Raw genomic sequence first — 25,948 nt, 5'->3', positions numbered from 1 at the left:
GAGCTTCGCGTGGCAGCCCGGACGCCGGTGCTCGAGACGTTCCCGGCACTACGTGCCTGGCAGCGCAAGGCCCTGGTGGAGTACCTGCGCCGGCGCAGCGAGGACTTCATCGCGGTCGCCACACCCGGCGCCGGCAAGACCACCTTCGCCCTGCGGATCGCGGCCGAGCTGCTCGGTGACGGCACCATCGAGGCGGTCACGGTCGTCGCCCCGACCGAGCACCTCAAGAACCAGTGGGCCGAGGCCGCGGCCCGGGTGGGTATCCAGCTCGACGCCGCGTTCCGCAACGCCGACGTGCACTCCGCGGCCGACTTCCACGGCGCGGTGGTCACCTACGCGCAGGTGGGGATGGCCCCGCAGGTGCACCGGCGGCGCACCATGACCCGACGCACCCTGGTCATCCTCGACGAGATCCACCACGCGGGCGACTCCCGGACCTGGGGCGACGGGGTGAAGGCGGCCTTCGAGCCCGCCGTACGCCGGCTGATGCTCACCGGGACGCCGTTTCGCTCCGACGACAACCCCATCCCGTTCGTCAGCTACGAGCGCGGCGGTGACGGGCTGCTGCGCTCCCGCGCCGACTCGGTGTACGGCTACTCGGACGCGCTGCGCGACGGCGTGGTCCGGCCGGTGCTCTTCCTGGCGTACTCGGGTGAGACCCGCTGGCGGACCAACGCGGGCGAGGAGTTGGCGGCCCGGCTCGGTGAGCCGATGACCCAGGATCTGGTGGCGCAGGCGTGGCGTACCGCTCTGGACCCGGCCGGGGACTGGATGCCGCAGGTGCTGCGGGCCGCCGACGCCCGGCTCACCGTCCTGCGCAACGCCGGGATGGCCGACGCCGGCGGGCTGATCATCGCCACCGACCAGCAGTCCGCCCGCTCGTACGCCAAGCTGATCGAGCAGGTGACCGGCGAGAAGGCCGCCGTGGTGCTCTCCGACGACGTGGGCGCGTCCGCACGGATCGCGACGTTCGCGGCCTCCGAGCAGCGGTGGCTGGTCGCGGTGCGCATGGTGTCCGAGGGGGTGGACATCCCGCGGCTCGCCGTCGGGGTCTACGCCACCAGCGCCAGCACCCCGCTCTACTTCGCCCAGGCGATCGGCCGGTTCGTCCGGGCCCGCCGGCCCGGGGAGACCGCGTCGGTCTTCCTGCCCAGCGTGCCGCACCTGCTCGGGCTGGCCAGCGAGATGGAGACCGAGCGGGACCACGTGCTCGGCAAGCCCAAGGAATCGGACGGTTTCGACGACGATCTGCTGGAGCGGGCGCAGCGCGACGATCAGGCCAGCGGTGAGCTGGAGAAGCGGTTCGCGGCGCTCTCGGCCACCGCCGAGCTGGATCAGGTGATCTTCGACGGCGCGTCATTCGGCACGGCGGCCCAGGCGGGCACTCCCGAGGAGGAGGAGTACCTCGGCCTGCCCGGCCTGCTCACCGCCGACCAGGTCTCTCTGCTGCTGACCAAACGGCAGGCCGAGCAGCGCCGCCGCAGCGCCGACCGGGCCGCTCAGCCGGCCGGTACGCCCGTCGCGGCGCCGCCGGCACCAATGAGTGCCGCCCAGCGCCGGGTGGCGCTCCGGCGCCAGCTGAACGCTCTGGTGGCCGCCCGGCACCACCGCACCGGCCAGCCGCACGGCAAGATCCACGCCGAGCTGCGCCGGATCTGCGGCGGCCCGCCGAGCGCCCAGGCCACCATCGAACAGCTTGAGGAACGCATCGCCACCGTGCAGACCCTCTGACCCATCCGCCGCATCCGCAGCACCGGACCATCCAGACCGCGACCTGGCCGCGATCGGCGACCGCCCGCCCTCCCCAGCGGCGTCACCTCGCCAAGATCGTGCCAAATCCAGGATGTAGTGGCATCGGCGCGTCGGCGAGACCACTAAATCCTGGATCGAGCACGATCTCCGGCGCGGGGCGCGGGGCGCGGGGCGCGGGGCGCGGGGCGCGGGGCGCGGGGCGCGGGGCGCGGGGCGCGGGGCGCGGGGCGCGGGGCGCGGGGCGCGCGCAGAGAAAAGCCGACCGGAGACACCCTCGGGGTGTCTCCGGTCGGCTATGTCGGGTTGCGGATTCAGTTCGCCATCAGATCGGCGCCACGCCAACTGAAATCGGGCTCCGTTGCGAACCGGACGGTGATCTTCGCGAGATCCTCCGCGTACTTGTTCGCGTGGTGCCCACAGAAAACCAACTCGCTCCCACCCGCCAGAGTGATCCGGAGCTTGCCGGCAGCATTGCAGCGGTCGCACCGTTCATCGGCGGCTGGGGGCGCCACCGTCTCGGGCGGCGGCGTGAGGGTCGAGTTCATCGCCTTCCTCCTCTGGTCGTCACCGATGAACAATCTCTTCGGTCGTTGCTCACCTATCGTGCAACACCCTTGCCGGGCCTTGCCTTCCCTGTGTGCCCGCGGGGGACCGAGGTCACACATGGCTGGGACAGTGTGCCGTGCACCCAGGGTGCCACGTCAACGATCACATTCGTGCATCCGGACGATCACCATCTGGTGTTGCACACCAGGTGGTCAAAACGACACGTTCGGTTGACGAAACCCGCTCAGTCCAGGTAATCCCGGAGGACCTGCGACCGGGACGGGTGACGCAGCTTGGACATCGTCTTGGACTCGATCTGCCGGATCCGCTCCCGGGTCACCCCGTAGACCTGGCCGATCTCGTCCAGCGTCCGCGGCTGGCCGTCGGTCAGGCCGAAGCGCAGGCGTACCACACCCGCCTCACGCTCGGAGAGCGTCTGCAGCACCTGCTGGAGCTGGTCCTGCAGGAGCGTGAACGAGACCGCGTCGACCGCGACCACGGCCTCGGAATCCTCGATGAAGTCGCCGAGCTGGCTGTCGCCCTCGTCGCCGATGGTCTGGTCCAGCGAGATGGGCTCCCGGGCGTACTGCTGGATCTCCAGTACCTTCTCCGGTGTGATGTCCATCTCCTTGGCCAGCTCCTCCGGCGTGGGCTCGCGGCCCAGGTCCTGGAGCAGCTCGCGCTGTATGCGGCCGAGCTTGTTGATGACCTCCACCATGTGCACCGGGATGCGGATGGTGCGGGCCTGGTCGGCCATCGCGCGGGTGATCGCCTGCCGGATCCACCAGGTGGCGTACGTGGAGAACTTGTAGCCCTTGGTGTAGTCGAACTTCTCGACCGCGCGGATCAGGCCGAGGTTGCCCTCTTGGATCAGGTCGAGGAAGGCCATGCCACGCCCCGTGTACCGCTTGGCCAGCGATACGACCAGGCGGAGGTTCGCCTCCAGCAGGTGGTTCTTGGCCCGCTCGCCGTCGCGGGAGATCCAGCCCAGGTCGCGGACCATCTCCCGGGTGAGCTTCTCCTCGCCCTCGTCGGCCGCCCGCAGCCGCTCCGCGGCGTAGAGCCCGGCCTCGATCCGCTTGGCCAGCTCCACCTCCTGCTCGGCGTTGAGCAGCGGGACCTTGCCGATCTGCTTCAGGTATGCGCGCACCGAGTCGGCGGAGGCGGTCAGCTCGGCGTCCCGCCGGGCCTGCTTGAGCGCCTCGGACTCCTCGTCGTCCCACTCGAAGTCGTTGTCGGTGGCCGAGGCGGCGGCGTCGGTCTCGGCGGCCTGGGTCAGCGCGGCCGGCTCCTCGACCACCACGTCCTCGATCGTGGCGGCGAGCTCCTCCGGGTCGATCTCGCCGTCGGCGCCCTCGCCCTTCTTGCCGCCGGCCTTCGCCGGCTTGGCGCCGGCGGCCGCGGCGACCGTCGCCTTGGTGGCCCGGGTCGACTTGGTCGCGGCCTTCGCCGGCGCGGCGGCGGTGGCGACCTCGGCGGTGGTGCCGGCCGCCTTGCGCGGGGCCACCTTCCGCGGGCCCGGCGTGGACGGGCCGTCGTCGGAGGCGGGTGCCTGCTTGGGCGCCGGTGCGGCGGCCTTTTTGGTGGTCTTGGCGGTGGTGGCCCGGGACGCCGGCGTGGTCGAGCGGGCCGCCGCGACCCGGCGACGGGTGCTGGCCGAGCCGTCCACCACCACGGTCACTCCCGCCTCGGAGAGCGCCCGCAGGATCTTCTTGGCCTGGGCCGGAGTCACCTCGGCGGACTCGACGGTGCGCGCGAGCTGAGCCGACGTGAGCTGACCGCCGGCGCTCTGCGCGTGGGCGATCAGAGTGTCGGTGAGCGAGCGAACGTCGGCGCCGGGCTGGCGGGGTTCTGTCACGAATGACCTTCCGGAGGCGAAGAGCGGGTACGGCCGGGTCGTCCGGCACAGCGTGGGGCGACAGGCCGGGCGTTGTGGTGAGGGACCCCCGTGTCCCGGACCGGCCGGTGGTCGGCGGTCCGTGGCGCGTGGGCGCAGGGGTGAATTGTAACGCCGTCTGCGGCGATCATCCTGCGCCGCACGGCGTAACGGCGGCGGGGACCGCCGATTCGGCGCAGATGTGGACTTTGTAAGGATGATACTCACGCGCGGCCCGGAACGGCCCGCTCGTGCGGGAAGGGGACGTGGGATGGACCGTTCGGTGCCGGCGACCGAGGATTTGTTGGCTGTCGCGCTCGACGTTACGCGGGGCGCCGCGGCCACCGCGTACCGGATGCGGGCCGAGGGCGTCACCGTGGCCGCCACCAAGAGTACGGTCACCGACGTGGTCACCGCGGCCGACCGGGCGGTCGAGCGGCAGGTGCTCGACGCGCTGCACCGGCTGCGGCCGGGCGACGCGGTGCTCGGCGAGGAGTACGGCACGGGGGACACCGGGCCGGTCGGGCCGGGCGGCGTGCGCTGGATCGTCGACCCGATCGACGGCACCGTCAACTACCTCTACGGGCTGCCGTACAGCGCGGTGTCGCTCGCCGCCGAGGTGGACGGCGTGGTGGTCGCCGGCGTGGTGCGCAACGTCAGCACCGGCGAGGAGTGGACCGCCACGGCCGGCGGTGGCGCGTGGCGTGACGGCGTCCGGTTGCGCTGTTCCGGCGAGACCGACCTGGGGCAGGCGCTGGTCGCCACCGGCTTCGGCTACGACGCCGGTCGCCGGGCGCACCAGGCCCGGGTGGTGGCCGGGCTGATCGCGCACGTGCGGGACATCCGCCGGCTCGGCGCGGCCGCGCTGGACCTCTGCCTGGTCGCCGAGGGACGCCTGGACGCGTACTTCGAGAAGGGTCTGGCCGCCTGGGACCTCGCTGCCGGTGGGCTGGTGGCCGCCGAGGCGGGTGTGCGGGTCACCGGCCTGGAGGGGCGTCCGGCCGGCCCGGACCTGGTGCTCGCGGCCCCGCCGGCGCTCTTCGCGCCGCTGCACGACCGCCTGGCCGCCCTGGATGCCGCCGGCGGCCCCTGACCGGCGTGGCCGGTGCGTCCGAGGGTCCGTCGGCGACACCGAGCCGGCGGGCGGTGACGGAAGGGGTCAGCGCCCGCCGACCTGCCCGGTCAGTTCTTGGCGACCGGGGACGGGCACGACTCCGGGGGCGCCGCCGGGGCGCCCAGGTCACCGAGGGACTGGTTCACCTCGGTCGTCGTGGCGAGCTGCTGGAAGCGGCTGCCCAGCACCACGTCCACCGTGTCGTCGGTGCGCTTCGGGTCGTAGCCCGGCTCGGCGTTGTTGAGGAAGTACGCCTGCAGCAGGTGCGCCGAACCGACGCCCTTGGGGCCGTACCGCAGCACGGCCACCTCGTCGATCCCCTTGGGCGCGTTGCCGACCTTCTTGACCTGGAACTTGCGGTTGCGGAAGTCGTCCGCGACGCTGCCGGCCCGGCCCGGCTCGTCGGTCGCGTTCAAGACGTTGATCTTGACGTCCTTGGGCTCGTGCAGAGTCACGTCGGCCAGCGGCCAGCCATCGGGGCAACCCTCGGCCGTGCCCGCATTGCCCTGGGTGTCGCGGACCAGCGCGGTGATCACGAAGGCCAGGGCCAGCACCCCGAGCATGCCGACGACGACGAGTGCTCGCACTCGCGCAAAACTCATCTGGGCGCTCCCGGACGTCAGGTGGGTGGCGGCGGCCGCCAACGATCGCACTGACCGGCGGCCGTCGAATACGCCGCTGAGGTTAACGGTTGTCCGGCCGTCGCGTGGAAACAGTCCGACATGCCGGCGCGCCGACCGCGAACCGGGTACTACTACCCCTATCTTCGTGTCGCCTGAGTCACATTGGGAACAACTTGGGGGGCTGGGGCGTACATCTCAGCCGCAAGGGCGGTATACATGCCTCGCCCAAAGGGGGGGTAAGGTTCCGCGCTCGCAGGGGAGTCGCCCCAGCGGGCTCAACCCGTTCGGTCCCCGGGTCGGGTGCCCGACACAACTGGTGGCCGGCCAGCGGAACCGAAACAGCGTCGTCCGGCGTTACAACCGGAAGCGACAACATCGATATGGGAGAGTGAAACCGATGGCCACCGACTACGACGCCCCGCGTCGCGATGAGGTCGACCTCGGCGAGGACAGCCTGGAAGAGCTCAAGGCCCGGCGCGTCGACTCACAGTCGGGCGCGGTGGACGTCGACGAGGCCGAGGTGGCCGAGAGCTTTGAGCTGCCCGGCGCCGATCTGGCCGACGAGGAGCTCACGGTCAAGGTGCTACCGATGCAGCAGGACGAGTTCCGGTGCGCCCGCTGCTTCCTTGTGCACCACCGCAGCCAGCTGGCGGTCGAGCGTAACGGCGAACTGATCTGCCGCGAGTGCGTCTGACACTCACGACACCAGCGGCGGCCTCCTGATCGGGGCCGCCGCTGCCGGTGTAGCGATGCGCCACCGCTGGGTACCTGCTTGACTCGTAGGGGTAGCCACAGCACCGGGAGGTCCGACCCCATGAGCGATCGAGGCGACACCACCGGCGCCGGCGCGGACGACCTCGGCGCCACCGTCGCGGCGTTGACCGCGGACGACATCGAGCCCGCGAAGCGCCGCCAACTGCTCACCCGGATGGTCGGGCAGGCCCGCGCCCGGGGCATCGGCGACCTGTTCAAGCCCCGCTCCGCCGTGCGCTGGATGGTCGACACCGTCGCCGAGATCGCCCCGCACGTACCGGTGCGGGACCTGGCCACCCTGCGCCGGCACTTCCCGGGGCTGGACGACAACGCCCTGGCCGAGCGGTTGATCCGCAACGCGGCCCGGACCACCGCCGGGATCGGCGCCGCCGGCGGGGGAGTCGCCGCCGTCGAGTGGACGGTCGCCCCGACCCTCCTGTCTGCGCCGGTGCTGCTGGCCGCCGAGACGGTCGCCGTGGTGGCGGTCGAGCTGAAGCTGGTCGGCGAGTTGCACGAGGTGCACGGCGTGGCGCTGCCGGCCGCCGGCAGCCAACGGTCGGTCGCCCTGGTGCACTCCTGGGCCACCCAGCGCGGGGTCAACCCGATGCTGCCCGGCGTGGGGGTGGGCGCGGTGCTCGGCACCGCCGCGCGCAAGGAACTGCGGGACACCCTGCTCCGGCGCTTCGGACGCAACCTCACCACGCTCGGGCCGTTCCTCACCGGCGCGGCGGTGGCCAGCTTCCTCAACCGCCGGGCGACCCGGTCGATGGCCGACCAGCTCCAGGTCGACCTGCGTCGGCGCGGCATCGCCCGGCCGGCCCCGCCGCCAGCCCTGCCCGGCCCGCCGACCGGCACCTGAGCGGGCCGACACGCGGCGCCGCCGCGGTCAGCCCGGCTCGCCTGCCGTGCGGTCGACGCGGGCGCGGGCGTCCCGGGCGGTCAGCAGCGCCTCGGCCAGCTCGACCGGATGCCGGGTGCTCACCACCCAGAACGGGGTCGGGTCGGCCGGGTCGTCGAGCACCACCTGCACGGCCCCGCCGATCCACGGCCGCTGGACGACGAAGGCGAGCGGGTCCGCGCCTACCCCGAGCACCTCACGGCGGCCGGCCGCGTCCAGCGGCACCACGTCCGCCACGAAGCGCACCGGCAGCCGGGCGTCGTCCACCCGCAGCTCACCGTCGGCGACCGCGACCCGGATCCGGCCCAGCCACCACAGCCCGGCCGCGGTGGCCGGCAGCAGCACCGCGAACGGCAGCCAGGTGCGGACGCCGTCGGCGCCCATCCAGATCTCGACGGCCAGCAGCGCGGCGCTTGCCAGCCCGGCCAGCCACAACCACCAGGGCAGATCCAGCCGTTCGGCGTACGCCGTGCGGGCCACGACCGGTGGCTGACCGGCGGACGGAGAGGGCGACATGCTCACTCCTGCGAGGGTACGGCGCACGACGGCCCGGGTAACCGGCAGGATGGCAGGGTCACCCCGATCCACCGGATGGAAGAGAGACCCGTGACCGACGTCGTACCCGTGCCCGTACGGCTGCTCGATGCCGAGCTGCCGCTGCCCGCGTACGCCCATCCCGGCGACGCCGGGGCCGACCTGGTGGCGGCCGCGGACGTGGAGTTGCCGCCCGGCGGCCGGGCCCTGGTGCCCACCGGCGTTGCCATCGCGCTGCCCCAGGGGTACGTGGGCCTGGTCCATCCCCGCTCCGGCCTGGCGGCCAGGCTCGGCGTGACGGTGCTCAACGCGCCCGGTACGGTCGACGCCGGCTACCGGGGTGAGATCCTGGTCAACCTGATCAACCATGATCGGGAAACGCCGGCGAAGATCTCCCGCGGCGACCGGATCGCGCAGCTCGTGGTCCAGCGGGTCGCGCGGGCGCGGTTCGAGCCGGTGGCCGAGCTGCCCGGGTCCCAGCGCGGGACCGGTGGGCACGGCTCCACCGGCGGGCACGCCGGGCTGGTGCCGTCGCCGGCGGGCCTGGTCGAGCAGCGGGACGAGCCGAGCCGCGGGCAGACGGAAGAGGTGGCAGGGTGAGTGTGAACAGCGGAGGGTGGGCGCAGTGATCTTCTCCCGAAAGCGGGCCGATGCCGGGCGGCACACCCGTGACGAGCGGACCACCGAGGTCGGCGGCCAGAGCACCGAGGAGTCGACGCCGACGTTGGAGCGCGGCCCGTACGACATCTCCGAGGTCAACGACGACGTGCAGCGGCTCGACCTCGGCAGCCTGCACATCCCGGCGGTCGCCGAGGTGGAGGTGCGGGTGCAGGCCGACCCGCAGGGCGTGATCCAGCAGGTGGTGCTGGTGCACGGGGAGAACGCGCTGCAGCTCGGTGTCTTCGCCGCCCCCCGGTCCGAGGGGATCTGGGACGAGGTGCGCGAGGAGATCCGCCAGTCGCTGCTCCGCGACGGCGCCACCGCCCAGGAGGTCGACGGCGAGTACGGCCCTGAGCTGCACGCCCAGGTGAACACCCCGGACGGCCCGACCAATCTGCGGTTCGTCGGCGTCGACGGGCCGCGCTGGATGGTCCGCGGCGTGTTCCAGGGCCCGGTGGCCCTCGACCCGGCCACCGCCGGGCCGCTCGCCGAGTGCCTGGACGGCCTGGTGGTCGACCGGGGGCAGGAGGCGAAGCCGGTCCGCGAGCCGCTGCCGCTGCGGCTGCCCAAGGAGGTCGCCGACCAGGCCGACGCCGACGCCGAGGCCGGGGACGCGTCCGCCGCTGAACCGCGCCAGGTCTGACCCACGCGCACCGGCCCGCCGGAACCGCCCCCGTCGGCGTACGCTGGCGGCACGGTTCCGGCGTCGCCGGCGGCCGGGCCAGTGCCGGCCGGGGCCGGTGATCGTGGAGAGGGTGACGCGGAGGTCATGACGACCGACGAGAGCCGGGTGTCGCTGCGGCGCATCCTGCAACGGCTCACCGCCAGCGAGGCCGAGATCGACGCGCAGGAGCTGCGTCGGGAGAGCGCCGAGTGCGGCGGTGTCCCGGCCCAGCAGTGTTCCCGGGGCCAGGTGGTCTCGGTCGCCGGTCGACTGCGCACGGTGGTCTACACGCCGCGGACCAACCTGCCCACCCTCGAGGCCGACCTGTACGACGGCAGCGACGTGGTCACCCTGGTCTGGCTGGGTCGGCGGCACATCGCCGGGATCGAGCCGGGGCGGCACCTGACCGCGCGCGGCCGGGTCGCGGTGCGGGACGACCGCAAGGTCATCTACAACCCCTACTACGAGCTGGACTCGCCGAAGTGACGGCGTTGCGGACGGAAGGCCGGCGATGACGACGGGACAGCACCGGGCGGCGCAGCCGGAGACCGGTCCTCAGGACGACGAGCGGCTGCCGACGATCGCCGAGCAGATGGCCGACCAGCTCGGCGGCTGGCGGGGGCTGGTCGAGTCCAGCATCCCGGTGGTGGTCTTCGTCATCGCCAACATCATCGGCGAGCTGCGGCCCGCGGTGATCGCCTCGGTGGCTGTCGCGCTGCTGATCGCCGGGCTGCGGCTGGTCCAACGCCGGCCGATCCGGCACGCGGTCAACGGGCTGTTCGGCGTCGGCATCGGTGCGGCCATCGCCTGGCGTACCGGCGACGAGCGCGACTTCTACCTCCCCGGCATCCTCTACGGCATCGGCTACGGCATCGCCCTGCTGGTCTCGGCGGCCATCCGGCAGCCGCTGGTGGGCTGGATCTGGTCGGTGCTGGTGGCCAAGGGTCGTGCGGAGTGGCGGGACGACCCGAAGCTGGTGCGCACCTTCACCCAGCTGACCGTGCTCTGGGGCGTGGTCTGGCTGGCCAAGGTGGGCGTGCAGGCGGGGCTCTACCTGGCGCACCAGGACACCGCGCTGGGCGTGGCCCGGCTGGCGCTGGGCTACCCGCCGTACGCGCTGCTGCTGCTGATCACGGTCTGGACGGTGCGCCGGGTCACTCGGGAGTCGCAACCGACCCCGCTGCCCGGCGCCTGAGCGCAGCGCCGGGCCGCCGGGCGACGGCTCAGCGGGAGCTGCGGGTCCGCTCGACGCTGTCCGGGCCGAGGATCACCGCCCGGACCTGGTCCTCCACCTCGGCGGTGCAGACGAAGACCAACTCGTCGCCGGCCTCGATCGGGTCGTCCGGGCTGGGCACCAGGACCCGCTTGCCGCGCAGGATCGCCACCAGAGCGGAGTCGCGGGGCAGCGGCACGGCGTGGATCGGCTGACCGACGTACGGCGCGGTCGGCGGCAGCGTGATCTCGACCAGGTTCGCCTCGCCCTGCCGGAAGGTCATCAGCCGGACCAGGTCGCCGACGGTCACCGCCTCCTCGACCAGCGCCGCCATCACCCGCGGCTTGCTCACCGCGACGTCCACGCCCCACTGCTCGGTGAACAGCCACTCGTTTTCGGCCCGGTTGACCCGGGCGACCACGCGGGACACCGCGAACTCGGTCTTGGCCAGCAGCGACACCACCAGGTTGACCTTGTCGTCGCCGGTCGCCGCGACCACCACGTCGCAGCCGGCGACGTTGGCCTCCTCCAGGCTGGCCAGCTCACAGGCGTCGGCCAGCACCCACTCGGCGGCCGGCACCCGGTCCGGGCGCAGCATCTTCGGTTGGCGCTCGATCAACATCACCTGGTGACCGTTGTCGATCAGCTCCTGGGCGATCGAGCGGCCCACGTTGCCGGCGCCCGCGATGGCGATCCGCATGGCTCACTGTCCCCCTTCCGGCGGCGTCGCCGCCACCGACGTGACCGTCGCCACGATGTCGTCACTGACCAGCATGAAGACCTGGTCACCCTCCTGTACGACGGTCGAGGCGGTGGGCAGCGTGCCGATGCCGAAGCGGATCAGATAGGCCACCCGTGCCCCGGTCGCCTCCTCCAGCGCGCGCACCGACCGGCCGATCCAGTCCTTGTGCACCGGGACCTCGACGATCGACACGGTGCTCGTCGGGTCGCGGAAGATCTCCACGTTGCCCTCCGGCACCAGGTGCCGCAGCATCCGGTCCGCCGTCCAGCGCACGGTCGCCACGGTGGGGATGCCCAGCCGCTCGTAGACCTGCGCCCGGCGCTGGTCGTAGATCCGGGCCGCGACCCGGGACACGCCGAACGTCTCCCGGGCCAGCCGGGCGGAGATGATGTTGGAGTTGTCGCCGCTGGAGACGGCGGCGAAGGCGTCCGCCCGCTCGATGCCGGCCTGCCGCAGCACCTCGCCGTCGAAGCCCGCCCCGGTCACCGTTATCCCGGCGAAGTCGGGGCCGAGCCGGCGGAAGGCGTCGGCGTCCTGATCGATCACCGCCACCGAGTGCCCCCGGGACTCCAGGCTGTGCGCGAGGGTCGACCCGACCCGGCCACAACCCATGATCACGACGTGCACGCTGTCCCTCCCAAGGTGCGTACCGCTCCCGCTGCCGGTGGCCTCCGAGTGCGAGCCTGCCACGTCCCGGTCGGAAGCGGGGACCGACCGTACCCCGCCGCTCCAGCCAGCCGTGATCGCCCACCCCCGCGCCCCCGCCGTGGTGGTCGTACTCTTGGCGTTCGTGGCCAGTCCCACCTCGCTGCTGAAGCGGCTGCTCCTCGGTCGACCGTTCCGGTCCGACCGGCTGCAGCACACCCTCCTGCCGAAGCGCATCGCGCTGCCCGTGTTCGCTTCCGACGCGCTGTCCAGCGTCGCGTACGCGCCTGACGAGATCCTGCTAACCCTCTCCATCGCCGGCGCGTCGGCGTACGTCTTCTCGCCGTGGATCGCGCTGGCGGTGGTCGTGGTGATGCTGACGGTGGTGGCCAGCTACCGGCAGAACGTGCACGCCTACCCCTCCGGGGGCGGCGACTACGAGGTGGCCACGGTCAACCTGGGCCCGAAGTTCGGCGTCGGCGTGGCCAGCGCCCTGCTGGTCGACTACGTGCTCACGGTGGCGGTGTCAGTCTCCTCCGGGGTGGCGAACCTCGGTTCGGTGCTGCCCTTCGTGGCCACCCACAAGGTCATGATCGCGGTGGCGGCGGTGGTGCTGCTGAGCGCGGTGAACCTGCGCGGCCTGCGTGAGTCGGGCACCGCGTTCGCCATCCCCACCTACGGCTTCGTGATCGTGATGGGCGGGATGCTGCTCACCGGGCTGGTCCGGGTCTTCGTGCTGGGCGACGAACTCCGCGCGCCGAGCGCCGATCTGGTGATCCAGGCCGAGCACAGCGTGACCGGTTTCGCACTGATCTTCCTGCTGCTGCGGACGTTCAGCTCGGGCGCCGCCGCGCTCACCGGAGTCGAGGCGATCTCCAACGGGGTGCCGGCGTTCAAGGCGCCGAAGAGCCGCAACGCCGCCACCACGCTGCTGCTGCTCGGCACCATCTCGGTGAGCATGCTGGTCGGGATCATCTGGCTGGCCCGGTTGACCCACCTGCAGTTCGTCGAGGACCCGGCCCTGCAGATCGTCTCCGGTCCCGAGGGGTACGTGCAGAAGACCGTCACCACCCAGCTCGGCGAGACGGTCTTCGGGTCCGGGTCGATCCTGCTCTACGTGGTGGCCGGCGTGACCGCCCTGATCCTGTTCCTGGCCGCGAACACCGCGTTCAACGGCTTTCCGGTGCTCGGCTCGATCCTCGCGCAGGACCGTTACCTGCCCCGGCAGTTTCACACCCGGGGCGATCGGCTGGCCTTCTCCAACGGCATCGTCTTCCTCGCCCTCTTCGCGATCGTGCTGATCGTCGGCTTCCAGGCGGAGGTGACCCGGCTCATCCAGCTCTACATCGTCGGGGTCTTCGTCTCGTTCACCGTCTCCCAGGTCGGCATGATCCGGCACTGGAACCGGCGCCTGCGCACCGAGCGGGATCCGGAGGCGCGTCGCCGGATGCAACGGTCCCGGGCCATCAACACGTTCGGCGCGGGCCTGACCGGTACGGTGCTGGTGATCGTGCTGATCACCAAGTTCCTGCTCGGCGCCTGGATCGCGATCGCGGCGATGGCGGTGATCTACCTGTTGATGCTGGCCATCCGTGGGCACTACGACCGGGTCGCCCGGGAGTTGACCCCGCCGGACGAGGGCCGCGCCGTGCTACCCGCCCGCAACCACGCGATCGTGCTGGTCAGCAAGCTGCACCAGCCGACCCTGCGGGCCATCGCGTACGCCCGGGCCACCCGGCCGGACACGCTGACGGCGGTGACGGTCAACGTGGACGACAAGGACACCCGGGACCTGCAGGTCGAGTGGGAACGGCGGGAGATGGCCATCCCGCTCACCGTGATCGACTCGCCGTACCGGGAGATCACCCGGCCGATCCTGGACTTCGTCGCCTCCACCCGCCGTAAGTCGCCCCGGGACGTGGTCACCGTCTTCATCCCGGAGTACGTGGTCGGGCGCTGGTGGGAGAACCTGCTGCACAACCAGAGTGCGCTGCGCCTCAAGGGGCGGCTGCTCTTCGAACCTGGGGTGATGGTGGTCAGCGTTCCGTGGCAGCTCGCCTCGACCGCGAGCAAGAACCTGGACCGGCTGGACGCCACGCTGTCCCGGACCCCGGCGCGCGGCCCGCGGGTGGCCCCGCCCGGCACCCCGCCGCCGGTCGTCAGCGCGCCGTCCGGCGAGAGCGGCCCGGTCGACGGCGGCCCGGTCGGGACCGGCCGTGACTGAGCCGGGAGTACGGCGGGCCGAGACACCACCGCCGCCGGAGCGCGGGCTGGCCGAGGCGGAGCTGGTCGAGCTGACCGTCGACGCGGTCGCCCCCGGCGGGCACTGCGTGGCCCGGGTGGACGGCCAGGTGGTCTTCGTCCGGCACGCGCTGCCCGGCGAGCGGGTGATCGCCGAGGTCACCGAGGTGCACCGGGGGTTCGTCCGCGCCGACGCGGTGACCGTGCTGGAACCCTCGCCGGACCGGGTCGAGCCGCCCTGCCCGTACGCGAAGCCGGGCGCCTGTGGTGGCTGCGACCTGCAACACGTCGCACCCGACGCGCAGCTGGCCTGGAAGGCCGCCGTGGTGCGTGAGCAGTTGGTCCGCCTCGGTGGGCTGACCGACGCCGAGCTGGACCGGCTCGGAGTCCGGGTCGAGGCGCTGCCCGGCGGGCTGCTGGGCTGGCGCTCCCGGGTCCGCTACGCGGTGGACGCCGCCGACCGGGCCGGCCTGCTCAAGCACCGCTCGCACGAGGTGGTGCCGATCGACCGCTGCCGGATCGCCCACCCGGCCATCCAGCAGCTGCCGGTACTCACCCCGACCGGCGCGCGCTGGCCGGCCGCCGAGGCGGTGGAGACCGTCGCCAGCACCGGCGGGGACGTGACCGTCGCGGAGGTCCGCGACGGTGCGGCAACCCCGGTGAGCGGGCCGACGACGGTCCGCGAGGTGGCCGCCGGGCGGGACTGGGAGCTGCCCGCGTCCGCCTTCTGGCAGGTGCATCCGGCGGCTGCGGACACGTTGTCCACGGCTGTGCTGGAACTGCTCGACCCGCGACCGGGCGAGGTGGCCTGGGACCTCTACGGCGGTGCTGGACTGTTCGCCGCCGGGCTGGCCGCCCGGGTCGGTGCGACCGGCCGGGTGACCCTGGTGGAGGCATCCGCCCAGGGCGTCGCCGCCGCCCGGGAGAACCTGGCCGACCTGCCCCGGGTCGAGGTGGTGTCGGCCCGGGTCGAGACGGCGCTGGCCCGCCGACGGATCACCGGCCCGGTCGACGTGGTGGTCCTCGATCCGCCGCGCTCCGGGGCGGGCGCCCCGGTGGTGCGCGCGCTGGCCGCCGCCGGTCCGCGCGCGGTGGCGTACGTGGCCTGCGACCCGGCCGCCTTCGCCCGGGACGTGCGCACCTTCGCCGAGCTGGGCTGGCGGCTGGAGGCAGTGCGCGGTTTCGACCTGTTCCCGATGACCCAGCACGTCGAGCTGGTCGGGCTGCTGCTCCCGCCCGCTGCGCGTTAGCAGGGGACCCTTCCTATACACGAGGCGTTAACAGGGGGCCCTTCCTTCATGCGGATCGTCGGGTTGATGTCGGGGACGTCGTACGACGGGGTGGACGTCGTGGCGGCGGAGTTCACCGCCGAGGGGGACACCCTGTGGCTGCGCCCGCTGGGGCACCGCGGCCTCGACTACGACGAGCGGCTGCGCGCCGAGATCGCCGCGCTGCTGCCACCGGCGGCCACCACCATCGAGGCGGTCTGCCGGCTCGACAACCGCCTCGGAGAGGTCTTCGCCGAGGCGGCGGCGGTCGGCGTGGAGCTGGCCGGCGGGCGGGCCGACGCGGTGGTCTCGCCCGGGCAGACGGTCTTCCACTGGGTCGCCGACGGGGTGGCCCTCGGCACCCTGCAACTGGGCGCGGTGGCCCGGGTGGCCGCCCGGGTCGGCGTACCTGTGCTCAGCGACCTCCGCTCGGCGGACATCGCCCTCGGCGGGCAGGGCGCGCCGCTGGTGCCGGCCTTCGACGCGCTGCTGCTGGACCCGGCAGACGGCGCCGCGGCGCCGCGCGCGGCGCTGAACCTCGGCGGCATCGCCAACCTCACCGTGGTCGCGCCGGGGGCACCGGTGCTCGGGTACGACGTGGGCCCGGCCAACGCCCTGCTGGACGCGGCGGCCCGGCGCTTCCTGGATCGGCCGTGCGACCTCGACGGCGCCCGGGCGGCAGCCGGCCGGGTGCACCCGGGGCTGCTCGCCGAGCTGCTGGCCGAGCCGTACTACGCGGCGCCGCCGCCGAAGTCCACCGGCAAGGAGCTGTTCCACGCCGGCTACCTGGACCGCCACCTGGCCGCGCTCGGCGCGCCGGTGCCGGTGGACGACCTGCTGGCGACGCTGACCGAGCTGACCGCCCGGGTGGTGGCCGCCGAGTGCGACCGGCACGACGTGGTCGAGGTGGTCGCCGCGGGCGGCGGTGTGCGCAATCCCACCCTGCTGGGCCGGCTCGCCGCGCTGGGCGCCGGCCGGTGGCGGTTGCGCGGCACCGACGAGCTGGGCGTGCCCGCGCAGGCCAAGGAGGCGTACGCCTTCGCGCTGCTCGGGTGGCTGTCCTGGCACGGCCTGCCCGGGTCGCTCCCGTCGGTGACCGGCGCCACCCGGGGCGCGGTGCTCGGCTCCTGGACCCCGGCCGGGCCGGCGTACCCCGGAACGCCGGCCGACCCGCCGCGCCGGCTGCGGATCCGGTCCTGACCAGGCACGCGCCCACCCGCCGGGTGACCCGGCCGAACCGTGTCTGACCGAACGCTCAGCCGGCGGGTGCGGACCGGGTCCGAGCGTGCGGTGCTCGGGCCGGGCTGCGGAGTACCGGAGGGCCGATAGACTCTGCGGTCATGAGCGTTGAAGAGGACAGGGCCAACCACGGTCGGCTGCTGGGGACGGTGCGCGGTCCGCAGGACGTCAAGCGGATGTCCGGCGAGGAGCTGGACGTCCTCGCCGCCGAAATCCGGGACTTCCTGATCGCCAAGGTCTCCCGCACCGGCGGGCACGTCGGGCCCAACCTCGGTGTGGTCGAGCTGACGCTGGCCATGCACCGCGTCTTCGACTCCCCCCGCGACCGGCTCCTGTTCGACACCGGTCACCAGTCGTACGTGCACAAGATCCTCACCGGGCGCCAGGCCGGCTTCGACAAGCTCCGCCAGCGCGGTGGCCTCTCCGGCTACCCCAGCCAGGCCGAGAGCGAGCACGACCTGATCGAGAACTCGCACGCCTCCACCGCGCTCTCCTACGCCGACGGCCTGGCCAAGGCGTACGCCCTGCGGGGCGAGGCGCGCAGCGTCGTGGCCGTGGTCGGCGACGGCGCGCTCACCGGCGGCATGTGCTGGGAGGCGCTGAACAACATCGCCACCGCCGGCAACTCCCTGGTCATCGTGGTCAACGACAACGGTCGGTCCTACTCGCCCACCATCGGCGGGCTGGCCGACCACCTCTCCTCGCTGCGGCTCAACCCCGGCTACGAGAAGGTCCTCGACACGGTCAAGGACGCCCTCGGCTCCACGCCGCTCGTCGGCCGGCCGATGTACGAGGTGCTGCACGCGGTCAAGAAGGGCATCAAGGACGCCGTCGCCCCGCAGGCCATGTTCGAGGACCTCGGCATCAAGTACGTCGGCCCGGTGGACGGGCACGACGTGGCGGCGGTCGAGTCGGCGCTGCGCGCGGCGAAGAACTTCGGCGGCCCGGTGATCGTGCACGCGGTCACCCGCAAGGGCTACGGCTACCGCCCGGCCGAGGAGGACGAGGCGGACTGCCTGCACGGCCCCGGCAGCGCCTTCGACGTGGAGACCGGCGCCCTGCTGGCCGCCCCCTCGGTGAAGTGGACCCACGTCTTCGCCGACGAGCTGCTGGCCGTCGCGGACGAGCGGCCGGACGTGGTGGGCATCACCGCCGCGATGGCGGAGCCGACCGGCATCGCCAAGCTGGCCCGCAAGTACCCCGAGCGGGTGTACGACGTGGGCATCGCCGAGCAGCACGCGGCCACCTCGGCGGCCGGGCTGGCGCTGGGCGGCCTGCACCCGGTGGTCGCGGTCTACGCCACCTTCCTCAACCGTGCCTTCGACCAGGTCCTGCTCGACGTGGCGATGCACAAGCTGCCGGTGACCTTCGTGCTGGACCGCGCCGGCATCACCGGCCCGGACGGCCCCAGCCACTACGGCATCTGGGACATGTCGGTCTTCGGGGTGGTGCCCGGGCTGCGGATCGCCGCCCCCCGGGACGCCGCCACCCTGCGCGAGGAGTTGCGCGAGGCGCTGGCCGTCAACGACGGCCCGACAGTCGTGCGCTTCCCGACCGGTGCGGTCGCCGCGGACCTGCCGGCGCTGCGCCGGGTCGGCCCGGTCGACGTGCTGGCCGAGTCGGCCCGCACCGACGTGCTGCTGGTCGCCGTCGGCTCCTTCGGGCAGCTGGGCATGGAGGTGGCCGCCCGGGTCGCCGAGCAGGGCTACGGCGTCACCGTGGTCGACCCCCGATGGGTCCGCCCGGTCCCGGCCGAGCTGGTCGAGCTGGCCGCCGGCCACCGACTCGTGGTCAGCGTCGAGGACGGCGTGCGGGTCGGCGGCGTGGGCGACGCGCTCGGTCAGGCGATGCGTGACGCCGACGTCCGGGTGCCGCTGAAGGACCTGGGCGTACCGGCCGACTGGCACCCGCACGGCACCCGCGCCCAGATCCTCGCCGACCTGGGCCTGACCGCGCAGGACGTGGCCCGGAACGTCACCGGTTGGATTTCCGGTCTGGACGCCACCCCGGACCGCCTCACCCCCACCGACGCCACCGCCCAGAACTGACCCACGGCACACGACGGCGGGCGGCCCCTCCGGGCCCGCCCGTCGTTTCCGTGCGCCCCGGGACGACGGGGTGGGTCAGCGGGGGCTGACCGAGCGGTAGTGGGTCTTGTCGGTGCCGGCGAGGCTGAAGGTCTGGGGGCGTGACGGTTCGGGGATGACCACCAGGCCGGGGCGTTCGACCAGCAGCGGGGTGCCCGGCGGGACGGAGAGCGAGTTGTCCCGGGTGGCCCGCCAGCTGAGCACCACCAGCGGCTGGCCGGGCACCGGCAGTTGGTACGTCTGCAACGGTGTGGCCCGGTCGGCCGGTGAGACCACCGGCGCGCTCCCGTCCGCCGGTCGGTAGACCACCGCGGTCATCGTGCCGGCGTCGGTGGCCCAGCTGAGCTGCTGCAACTCGGCCGGCTCGCCGCCGCCGAGAGCGACCTCGCCGAGCGAGCGGATCGTGAGCTTCGCCATCGGCCAGGACGTCGGCACCGACCGCGGCGCGTCGCGGTCGCCGATCCGGCGGGGGATGCTGCCGAAGGGGCCCCGGTCGTCGGCCAGCACGCAGGTGTCCAGGCCGGTGAGCGCCCGCCGGCCCGTGCCGGACTCGTCGCGTACCAGCGGATAACGCGGATCGGCGGTGCCGGTGCCCAGGTCGAGGAGCCGGTCGGCGGCCCGCCCCCGGGGCAGCGACTCGGTGGCCCGCAGGGTCGCGGTCACCGGGACCGCCGCGCAGGCCGGCACGTCGACCGGCGCGCTGAGGCCGTCGGCGACGGTCAGCGCCCGGCCCTGCGGCCCGAGCAGCCGCTGCACCCGGGCGGAGACCAGGTAGCGCCGGCCGCCGGGGGCCTGCACCGGCAGCACGTCGGAGTAGACCAGGTAGCCGGGGTCGGTGTACTCGGTGGCGCGGGTGACCGCGTACCGGTCGCCGTCGCGGGTGAGTTGCAGCAGCCAGGAGGCGCTCTCGCCGGGCACGTCCGTGGCGACCAGCGCCACCGGGGCGCCCTCGACGCGTCCGGAGAAGAGGATGCCGGACGAGGGCAGGTGCGCCCGATCGTCGGCGGGTGACCGCCAGGCGCGTACCGCGTCGGTGACCGCCGCCGTCGTGGTGGCGTCGCCGGACAGGTCGCCCCGGGGCGGCCACACCGTCAGCGTGCCGTCCAGGCTGTCGTACCCGACCCGCAGATCCTTCGGCTTGCGGTCGGCGACCGGGCCGCATGCCGTGGCGGCCAGCAGGGCGGCCAGCAGGACGGTGAGCGCCCTGCCGTGCCGGCGGTCTGGAGTCACCTGATCCGCCCTCCCGATCGCCTCGTCGTCGCTGTGGGAAAGCGCCATAGTACGAGATGTCCGACGCGACGCCTCCGGTGGCGGTCGGTCCATCCACCACATTGGACGACACCGGGGTTTAAGTACCCTTTCGTCGCTCGGGTAGACTCCGCCGACTGTGACGCCTGCCGAGTCCCGCGCCCTGTCCGCGCCGCACCGGGAGGCGGAGGCCCGCTCCGACGAGACAGTGAGCCACCACACTTCGGCCGCCGCTCCCGTCGCGCCCGCCAGGGTTCCCCGCGTCGCCGAATCCGTGCTCGCGGGGCCGCCCGCGGCGCCGACGTCCGCGCCCGCCGCGGCCGGGGCGGACGAGGAAGCGGAATCCGCAGTGGAGGCCCCGGGCCGGACACGGCGACCTTGGTGGATCGGCTGGACCCGGCGGCGGCAGGACCTGGCCGTGGGTGCGCTGTTCCTGCTCGCTGCGCTCTGGGTGACCAGTCGGCTCTGGCTGGACCCCTCCGGCCGGGTGGCCTCGCTCTACACCGGCGACCCGGCCCAGGTGCAGTTCTTCCTCGCCCACTCGGTACGTGTGGTGCTGCACGGCGAGTTCCCGTTCTACACCGAGCAGTTCAACTACCCCGATGGCGTCAACCTGATGGCCAACACGGCGGTGCTGGCGCTGGGCATCCCGATGGTGCCGGTGACCCTGCTCTTCGGACCGGCGGTGTCCTTCGTGGTGCTGGTGACGCTCGGCCTCGCCGGCACCGCCATGGCCTGGTACACGGTGCTCTCCCGGCACCTGGTGCGCACGCCGCTCGCCGCGGCCGTCGGCGGCTGGTTCTGCGGGTTCTCCCCGGCGATGCTCTCGCACGCCAGCTGGCATCCGAACATCATCAGCCAGTTCCTGCTGCCGTTCATCGTCTGGCGGCTCCTCGTGCTCACCCGGTCCCACCGGCCGGTGCGCGACGGGGTGCTGCTGGCGTTGTTGGTCACCGCGCAGGCGTTCATCAACGAGGAGATCCTGCTCTTCACCGCGATGGCCTGCGGGGTCTTCCTGCTGGCGGTGCTCGCCCAGGAGCCGGCCCGCTGGTCGGCGGTGTGGCGACCGCTGGGCGCCGGTTTGGCCGCCTGCGCGCTGCTGGCCGGGGCGCTGCTGGCGTACCCGCTGTACGTGCAGTTCGCCGGGCCGATGGCGTACCACGGGCTGAGCGACGCGGTGCAGGACTACGGCAACGATGTCGCCGCCTTCTTCGCCCCCGGCTCGCCCACCCTCGGCGGCAACCAGCGGGCCAACATCAACCTGGCGCCGAACTACTCGGAGGAGAACGCCTTCTTCGGCTGGAGCCTGTCGTTGCTCGCCGTCGGTGTCGTGGTGTGGCTGCGGCGGGACCTGATCGTGCGGGCGCTCGCGGTGACCGGCGGGTTCTTCGCCGTGCTCTCCCTCGGCGAACGGATCTCCTGGTGGGACCGGGAGCTGGTCACCGGGCCCTGGCAGTGGCTCGTCCACCTGCCGCTGCTGGACGCGGTGGTGCCGACCCGGTTCGGTCTGATCACCAGCGTGGTGGTCGGTCTGCTGATCGCGCTCGCGGTCGAACGGGCCTGGGCGCTGCGTCCGGCCGACCGGCGCACCGTGCGGAAGCTCGTCGTCGCAGGCCTGGCGTTCGCGCTGCTGCCGGTCGCCCCGATGCCGCTGCGGATGGTGTCCCGGCCGCCGGTGCCGGAGTTCATCACCGCCGACCGCTGGCGGGCGTACGTCGGCCCGGACGAGACGCTGGTGCCGGTCCCGGTGCCCAGCATGGGCAACACGCACGGCATGCGCTGGGCGGCGGCCACCAACCTCGACTTCAAGATTCCCGGCGGCTACTTCCTCGCGCCCCGCAACGGCAACACGGGTGACCCGGGCCGGTTCGGTGGTCGACCGAGCGGAGTGGGTCAGCTGCTGGAGGAGGTGGCGACCACCGGCCGGACACCGAAGCTGGACGACCGGCAGCGCCGCCGCTTCACGGACGAGCTGCGGCACTGGCGGGCGGCGATCCTGGTGCTGCCGGTCCGGCAGCAGAACGTCGAACCGCTGCGGCGTACCGTCGAGGAGTTGGTCGGTCCCGGCCGTCAGGAGCTGGACGTCTGGGTGTGGGACGTCCGGACGCTGACCGACCGCTCAGTCTGATGACCGCCGGGACGGCGTCCACGGCGACCGCGGACCCGGCGCCGGCGGTTTCGGCGCCGGCACGCCGGTCCCGGCCCGCCTGGCTCCCGGACGCCCTGGTGGTGGTCGGCTACCTGGGGTTGGCCGTGCTGCTGACCAGCGGGCAGTGGCGCCACCCCGGGCGGCTCTTCCACCAGGCGGGCGACCAGGTCCTGTTCGAGTGGATGCTGGCCCACGCGGCCCGTGCCGTGGTGGAGGGGGAGAACCCGCTCTACAGCACCGCGTTGAACGCGCCGGACGGCGTCAACCTGATGGCGAACACCTCGGTGCTCGGCCTGGGTGTCCCGCTGACCCCGGTCACCCTGCTCTTCGGCTCGCAGGCGGCGTTCTGCGTGGCGGTCGTCTGCTGCCTCGCCGGCACCGCCACGGCCTGGTACGCGCTGCTGCGCCGCCGGATGGTCACCGCCCGGTCCGCGGCGGCGGTCGGCGGGCTGATCTGCGGCTTCGCCCCCGGCATGATCGCTCAGGCGGGCGCGCACCTGCACATGGCCGCCCAGTTCCTGGTGCCCGCGATCCTCGCCCTGGTGTTCCGGCCCGGACCGGGCGGGGTGTGGCGGCCCGGTGTGGGCCTCGGGCTGCTGCTCGTCTGGCAGGTCTTCATCGGCGAGGAGGTGCTGGTCTTCCTGGCGCTCGCCGCCGGGGTGTTCGCGCTGGGCTACGCGCTCACCGACCGGGTGTCGGCCCGGCGGCTCGCGCCGGCCCTGCTCGGCCGGCTCGGGGTGGCCGCCGTCGTGGCGGCGGTGCTGCTGGCGTACCCGATCTGGTTCCAGTTCCACGGCCCGCAGCACTACTCCGGGATGGCCTTCGCCACGCATGGCTTCCAACTGGACGCGGCGTCGTTCACCGCGTCGGCCCGGCAGACCGTGCTCGGTGACGACTGGCTGCCGGGGCTGCTCTCGCCGAATCCCACCGAGGAGAACTCGTTCTTCGGTCCCGGGCTGCTGGTGCTCGCCGTGGTGGTCGTGATCTGGCTGTGGCGACGGCCGCTGGTCCGCGCGCTGGCCGGCTGCGGGCTGGTCTTCGCTCTGCTCTCGCTCGGCACCGAGCTGCGGGTGGACGGCACGGCCACCGGCATTCCCGGGCCGTACCGGCTGGTCGCCGAGCTGCCGTTGCTCGACCTCGCGGTCCCGGCGCGGTTCGCGCTGGTCTGCGTGCCGGTGCTGGGCGTGCTGATGGCGCTCTCCCTGGACCGGGTCCGGGCGGCATGTCGGCCGAGGACCGCGCCGGGCCTACCGGTGCGGCTGCTGTGGACCGGTGCGGTGGCCGCCGCGCTGCTGCCCCTGGTCCCGACGCCGATCCGGGCCGTACCGGTCGCGCCCGTGCCGGAGTTCGTCGCTGGCGGCGGGTGGCGCCCGCTGGTGCCGCCCGGCCGGACCGTGGTCGCGGTGCCCCCGGTCACCGGTGCCGCGCTGAGCCCGGTGATGCTCTGGTCCGCCCGCACCGGGTTGGCCTTCCGCGCGCCCGGCGGGTACTTCATCGGCCCGACCGGTCCCGACGACCCGGCGGCGCGCTGGGGTGCGCCGGACCGGCCCACCGCCGTGCTGCTGCGCCGGGTGGCCGAGACCGGCGCGGTGCCGGTGCTCACCGACGCCGACCGCCGTCAGGCGGTCGAGGATCTGCGGCACTGGCGGGCCGCGCTGGTGGTGCTCGGCCGACTGGCGCACGGCGAACCGGTCCGCCGGACCGTCGAGGAGCTGCTCGGGCCGGGCCAGCCCGTCGACGGCGGGTGGGTGTGGGACGTCCGAGGCCTCGTCGGCTGACTAGCCCACCAGCGCGCGGACGTCCCAGACCCAGACGTCGTCGACCCGCTGCGGCGGCCCGATCAGGGCGGTGACCAGCTCGCGCAGCACCGCCTCGCGCGGATGCGCTCCGAGCACCACCACCGACGCCCGCCAGAACCGCAGATCCTCGACCGCCTGGCGGCGATTCTCGTCGGTGAGCGCGGGGACCGCGCCAGCGTCCATGGTGGAGTAGATGAGGCTGCTGGTTGGCCGGTTCGGTGCGCCGAAGACTCCCTCGCCCACCTCGTTCGGGCCAATGAAGTAGCCGCCCGGGATGGGGAACTCCTGCCTGGTCAGCGCACTCCAGCGCAGCGTCGGCAGACCGTGCACGTTGCTCGGGATCGGCACCGGCACCAACGTGCGGCCCACCGGCACGTACGGCCGCCAGCCGCCCGCGGTGATGAAGTGTGGCGGCGGGTCCATCGGCTGGGCCGGCAGCGGGCGGGGGAGGAGCGGCAGCACGGCGAGGGCGACCGCCGCGTACCCCACCGGACGCAACCACCGCCGGCGCGACGCGGCCGGTGCCGCTGCGTCGCCGGGCGTCGCCGGGTCCGGCTCGCCGGCACGCGGGGCCGGCACCCGGGCTCGGTCGGCCGCCGAGCGGCCCTGGCGGGACGCCGCGTCCCAGGTCAGTGCGAGCAGCACGCCCACGGCGGCGGTGACCACCAGGCTCAGCCGGGTCGGCATCATCATCTCGACCAGCGGCAGGTCGTCCGACACGTACGACCACGGTCCGCGAATCCCGGTCTCCACGCCGTTGAAGCGCACCCGCGGCCCGATCGAGGCCACGGTGAAGGCCACGATGAGCACCGCGACGATCCGGGCGGCCAACGACCGGCGCACGAGCAGCACCAGGGCCACCACCGAGAGCAGCACCAGCGGCCAGCCGAACCAGGTGTTCTGCTCGGTCAGCCCGATCGTCTGCTCCACCGCCGGGTCACCGGCCCAGGTGTCCCGGGCGAAGGTGACGAAGGCGACCAGGTCCTCGCCCCAGTTGTGGAAGACGCCGCCCTGCAGGCCGCGGTAGGACTGCGGGCCGCTGAACTGGAACCAGATCGGGTACGCGGCGAGCACCAGCGCCAGCCCGCCGGCGACGCCCAGTCCGGCCAGGAACGGGCCCGCCGCGGCGCGCGCCGCGGACGGCCGCTGCACGGTGTACGCCAGCACGACGACCAGGCAGGCCAGCGCGGTGAGCAGCAGCATCTCCTCGTTGATGAAGATCTGGTACGCCACCAGCACCCCGAGCACCAGCCCGTTGTGCCGCCACCGGCCCGGCTCGCCCAGCCGCAGCACCCGCAGCACGATCAGCGGCAGCAGGAAGTTGGACACGAAGTTGGGTTGGCCGTTGGCGTGGTGGATGATCCCCGGCGCGAAGCCGAGGAAGGCGCCACCGACGAAGGCCGCCGCCCGGGAGCGCACCAGGTGTCGGGACAGCACCCAGTACCCGGTGCCGGCGGTGGCCGCCAACGCTCCGCCGAGGTAGAGCGCGTACATCACCTGCGGGCCGAGCAGCATGGTCAGCGGGGCCAGCGGCAGGGTCACCCCGAGCAGCGAGGTGTTGGCCATCATGTTCACCCCGTCCGGGGCGTTCTGCCGCGCCGTGAACAGCGGGTTCTCCAGGTGCCGCAGCGAGTACGCGCCATGCGCGAACAGCCACTCGAACCAGCTGTGGTCGGTGGGCAGGTGCGAGGACACCCGAGCCTGCACGTCCCCCCAGTAATTGAGGCAGACGAAGATGCCCAGCAGCACATAGGCTCCGAGGGCCAACAGGTCGGCACGGGCCGGGCGGCGTCGAGGCCGTCGTGTCGGCTCGACCTCGGCCGGGTCGGCGTCGGTCCTGAAATTCAGCGAAGGGTCTACCACCGGCACGGCCACGACGCGCCATCGTACAGGCGAG

General features: G+C 73.2%; 22 protein-coding genes. 14 read left to right on the top strand and 8 right to left on the bottom strand.

From position 1 onward, the window contains the following. The first annotated feature begins 9 nt into the window (after positions 1–9). Positions 10–1,731, top strand: a complete 1,722-nt coding sequence (locus ABZU69_RS05150) for a DEAD/DEAH box helicase (RefSeq protein ID WP_354963127.1) — start codon at positions 10–12, stop codon at positions 1,729–1,731. A gap of 332 nt (positions 1,732–2,063) precedes the next feature. On the opposite strand, the gene ABZU69_RS05145 is transcribed toward ABZU69_RS05150, so the two are convergent. Together ABZU69_RS05145 and ABZU69_RS05140 are read right to left on the bottom strand one after the other, a co-directional pair. Beyond that, complete coding sequence (locus tag ABZU69_RS05145; RefSeq protein ID WP_354963126.1) at positions 2,064–2,297, bottom strand: hypothetical protein; 234 nt, start codon at positions 2,295–2,297, stop codon at positions 2,064–2,066. A gap of 245 nt (positions 2,298–2,542) precedes the next feature. Then, positions 2,543–4,156 carry an RNA polymerase sigma factor gene (locus ABZU69_RS05140; protein WP_354963125.1) on the bottom strand — a complete coding sequence of 538 codons (1,614 nt, stop codon included), beginning with the start codon at positions 4,154–4,156 and terminating at the stop codon, positions 2,543–2,545. A gap of 289 nt (positions 4,157–4,445) precedes the next feature. On the opposite strand from ABZU69_RS05140, the gene ABZU69_RS05135 reads away from it, so the two are divergent. Further along, positions 4,446–5,267, top strand: coding sequence for an inositol monophosphatase family protein (locus ABZU69_RS05135; RefSeq protein WP_354963124.1), 822 nt, complete (start codon positions 4,446–4,448; stop codon positions 5,265–5,267). Positions 5,268–5,356: 89 nt separating this feature from the next. Here ABZU69_RS05135 and ABZU69_RS05130 read toward each other — a convergent pair whose 3' ends face one another. Continuing rightward, positions 5,357–5,875, bottom strand: coding sequence for a LytR C-terminal domain-containing protein (locus ABZU69_RS05130; protein ID WP_354963313.1), 519 nt, complete (start codon positions 5,873–5,875; stop codon positions 5,357–5,359). A gap of 433 nt (positions 5,876–6,308) precedes the next feature. On the opposite strand from ABZU69_RS05130, the gene ABZU69_RS05125 reads away from it, so the two are divergent. Together ABZU69_RS05125 and ABZU69_RS05120 are read left to right on the top strand one after the other, a co-directional pair. Further along, positions 6,309–6,605: a DUF4193 domain-containing protein gene (locus ABZU69_RS05125; RefSeq protein WP_007075406.1), complete on the top strand. Its 297-nt coding sequence runs from the start codon at positions 6,309–6,311 to the stop codon at positions 6,603–6,605. Positions 6,606–6,725: 120 nt separating this feature from the next. After that, positions 6,726–7,523 (top strand): hypothetical protein, encoded by a 798-nt coding sequence (locus ABZU69_RS05120; RefSeq protein ID WP_354963123.1) that lies wholly within the window; start codon positions 6,726–6,728, stop codon positions 7,521–7,523. 27 nt (positions 7,524–7,550) lie between these two features. Here ABZU69_RS05120 and ABZU69_RS05115 read toward each other — a convergent pair whose 3' ends face one another. Next, positions 7,551–8,078: a DUF3093 domain-containing protein gene (locus ABZU69_RS05115; protein ID WP_354963122.1), complete on the bottom strand. Its 528-nt coding sequence runs from the start codon at positions 8,076–8,078 to the stop codon at positions 7,551–7,553. A 75-nt stretch (positions 8,079–8,153) separates the two neighbouring features. On the opposite strand from ABZU69_RS05115, the gene dut reads away from it, so the two are divergent. The 4 genes from dut (at position 8,154) to ABZU69_RS05095 (ending at position 10,615) form a co-directional block, all read left to right on the top strand. After that, complete coding sequence (gene dut / locus ABZU69_RS05110) at positions 8,154–8,696, top strand: dUTP diphosphatase (protein ID WP_354963121.1); 543 nt, start codon at positions 8,154–8,156, stop codon at positions 8,694–8,696. 25 nt (positions 8,697–8,721) lie between these two features. Continuing rightward, positions 8,722–9,399 (top strand): DUF3710 domain-containing protein, encoded by a 678-nt coding sequence (locus tag ABZU69_RS05105; protein WP_354963120.1) that lies wholly within the window; start codon positions 8,722–8,724, stop codon positions 9,397–9,399. 126 nt (positions 9,400–9,525) lie between these two features. Further along, a complete protein-coding gene (locus ABZU69_RS05100; RefSeq protein ID WP_089017103.1) occupies positions 9,526–9,906 on the top strand; it encodes an OB-fold nucleic acid binding domain-containing protein in 381 nt (126 codons plus the stop codon). A 25-nt stretch (positions 9,907–9,931) separates the two neighbouring features. After that, on the top strand, positions 9,932–10,615 hold the full coding sequence (locus ABZU69_RS05095; protein ID WP_354963119.1) for a DUF3159 domain-containing protein: 684 nt from the start codon (positions 9,932–9,934) through the stop codon (positions 10,613–10,615). 28 nt (positions 10,616–10,643) lie between these two features. Here ABZU69_RS05095 and ABZU69_RS05090 read toward each other — a convergent pair whose 3' ends face one another. Both ABZU69_RS05090 and ABZU69_RS05085 read right to left on the bottom strand, forming a co-directional pair. Continuing rightward, the gene (locus ABZU69_RS05090) at positions 10,644–11,333 is read right to left on the bottom strand and encodes a TrkA family potassium uptake protein (RefSeq protein ID WP_354963118.1); all 690 of its coding nucleotides are present in this window, start codon (positions 11,331–11,333) and stop codon (positions 10,644–10,646) included. Between the two features lie 3 nt (positions 11,334–11,336). Continuing rightward, a complete protein-coding gene (locus ABZU69_RS05085; RefSeq protein WP_354963117.1) occupies positions 11,337–12,002 on the bottom strand; it encodes a TrkA family potassium uptake protein in 666 nt (221 codons plus the stop codon). 163 nt (positions 12,003–12,165) lie between these two features. Between ABZU69_RS05085 and ABZU69_RS05080 the strand changes: the two genes are divergently transcribed. The 4 genes from ABZU69_RS05080 to dxs all read left to right on the top strand — a co-directional run bounded on the left by ABZU69_RS05080 (position 12,166) and on the right by dxs (position 18,816). Then, positions 12,166–14,244: an APC family permease gene (locus ABZU69_RS05080; protein ID WP_354963116.1), complete on the top strand. Its 2,079-nt coding sequence runs from the start codon at positions 12,166–12,168 to the stop codon at positions 14,242–14,244. Further along, positions 14,237–15,511 carry a TRAM domain-containing protein gene (locus ABZU69_RS05075; protein ID WP_354963115.1) on the top strand — a complete coding sequence of 425 codons (1,275 nt, stop codon included), beginning with the start codon at positions 14,237–14,239 and terminating at the stop codon, positions 15,509–15,511. Before ABZU69_RS05080 ends, ABZU69_RS05075 begins: the two co-directional genes overlap by 8 nt. Positions 15,512–15,559: 48 nt before the next feature. Further along, positions 15,560–16,729: an anhydro-N-acetylmuramic acid kinase gene (locus tag ABZU69_RS05070; RefSeq protein WP_354963114.1), complete on the top strand. Its 1,170-nt coding sequence runs from the start codon at positions 15,560–15,562 to the stop codon at positions 16,727–16,729. A gap of 140 nt (positions 16,730–16,869) precedes the next feature. Beyond that, positions 16,870–18,816: a 1-deoxy-D-xylulose-5-phosphate synthase gene (gene dxs, locus ABZU69_RS05065; RefSeq protein WP_354963113.1), complete on the top strand. Its 1,947-nt coding sequence runs from the start codon at positions 16,870–16,872 to the stop codon at positions 18,814–18,816. 75 nt (positions 18,817–18,891) lie between these two features. Here the strand turns inward: dxs and ABZU69_RS05060 are convergent, their stop codons facing one another. Continuing rightward, on the bottom strand, positions 18,892–20,046 hold the full coding sequence (locus ABZU69_RS05060; RefSeq protein WP_354963312.1) for a hypothetical protein: 1,155 nt from the start codon (positions 20,044–20,046) through the stop codon (positions 18,892–18,894). 442 nt (positions 20,047–20,488) lie between these two features. Between ABZU69_RS05060 and ABZU69_RS05055 the strand changes: the two genes are divergently transcribed. Next, positions 20,489–22,231, top strand: coding sequence for a hypothetical protein (locus tag ABZU69_RS05055; RefSeq protein WP_354963311.1), 1,743 nt, complete (start codon positions 20,489–20,491; stop codon positions 22,229–22,231). Continuing rightward, positions 22,231–24,030 carry a hypothetical protein gene (locus ABZU69_RS05050; RefSeq protein ID WP_354963112.1) on the top strand — a complete coding sequence of 600 codons (1,800 nt, stop codon included), beginning with the start codon at positions 22,231–22,233 and terminating at the stop codon, positions 24,028–24,030. Before ABZU69_RS05055 ends, ABZU69_RS05050 begins: the two co-directional genes overlap by 1 nt. Here ABZU69_RS05050 and ABZU69_RS05045 read toward each other — a convergent pair whose 3' ends face one another. Beyond that, on the bottom strand, positions 24,031–25,920 hold the full coding sequence (locus ABZU69_RS05045; protein WP_354963310.1) for a hypothetical protein: 1,890 nt from the start codon (positions 25,918–25,920) through the stop codon (positions 24,031–24,033). It lies immediately after the preceding gene. Positions 25,921–25,948: the final 28 nt, after the last annotated feature.

Origin of the sequence: Micromonospora sp. NPDC005206 (genome assembly GCF_040608175.1) — a bacterium.
Classification (GTDB): Bacteria; Actinomycetota; Actinomycetes; order Mycobacteriales; family Micromonosporaceae; genus Micromonospora.
Note: the sequence above shows the minus strand (reverse complement) of the source record. Positions and strands in the feature narration are given on the sequence as shown.

Excerpts from the sequence above, each read along its gene's own strand:
- dxs (WP_354963113.1), top strand. The coding sequence starts at position 16,870 with ATGAGCGTTGAAGAGGACAGGGCCAACCACGGTCGGCTGCTGGGGACG.
- ABZU69_RS05120 (WP_354963123.1), top strand. The coding sequence starts at position 6,726 with ATGAGCGATCGAGGCGACACCACCGGCGCCGGCGCGGACGACCTCGGC.
- ABZU69_RS05115 (WP_354963122.1), bottom strand. The coding sequence starts at position 8,078 with ATGTCGCCCTCTCCGTCCGCCGGTCAGCCACCGGTCGTGGCCCGCACG.
- ABZU69_RS05095 (WP_354963119.1), top strand. The coding sequence starts at position 9,932 with ATGACGACGGGACAGCACCGGGCGGCGCAGCCGGAGACCGGTCCTCAG.
- ABZU69_RS05135 (WP_354963124.1), top strand. The coding sequence starts at position 4,446 with ATGGACCGTTCGGTGCCGGCGACCGAGGATTTGTTGGCTGTCGCGCTC.
- ABZU69_RS05070 (WP_354963114.1), top strand. The coding sequence starts at position 15,560 with ATGCGGATCGTCGGGTTGATGTCGGGGACGTCGTACGACGGGGTGGAC.
- ABZU69_RS05050 (WP_354963112.1), top strand. The coding sequence starts at position 22,231 with ATGACCGCCGGGACGGCGTCCACGGCGACCGCGGACCCGGCGCCGGCG.
- ABZU69_RS05145 (WP_354963126.1), bottom strand. The coding sequence starts at position 2,297 with ATGAACTCGACCCTCACGCCGCCGCCCGAGACGGTGGCGCCCCCAGCC.
- ABZU69_RS05125 (WP_007075406.1), top strand. The coding sequence starts at position 6,309 with ATGGCCACCGACTACGACGCCCCGCGTCGCGATGAGGTCGACCTCGGC.
- ABZU69_RS05090 (WP_354963118.1), bottom strand. The coding sequence starts at position 11,333 with ATGCGGATCGCCATCGCGGGCGCCGGCAACGTGGGCCGCTCGATCGCC.
- ABZU69_RS05100 (WP_089017103.1), top strand. The coding sequence starts at position 9,526 with ATGACGACCGACGAGAGCCGGGTGTCGCTGCGGCGCATCCTGCAACGG.
- dut (WP_354963121.1), top strand. The coding sequence starts at position 8,154 with ATGGAAGAGAGACCCGTGACCGACGTCGTACCCGTGCCCGTACGGCTG.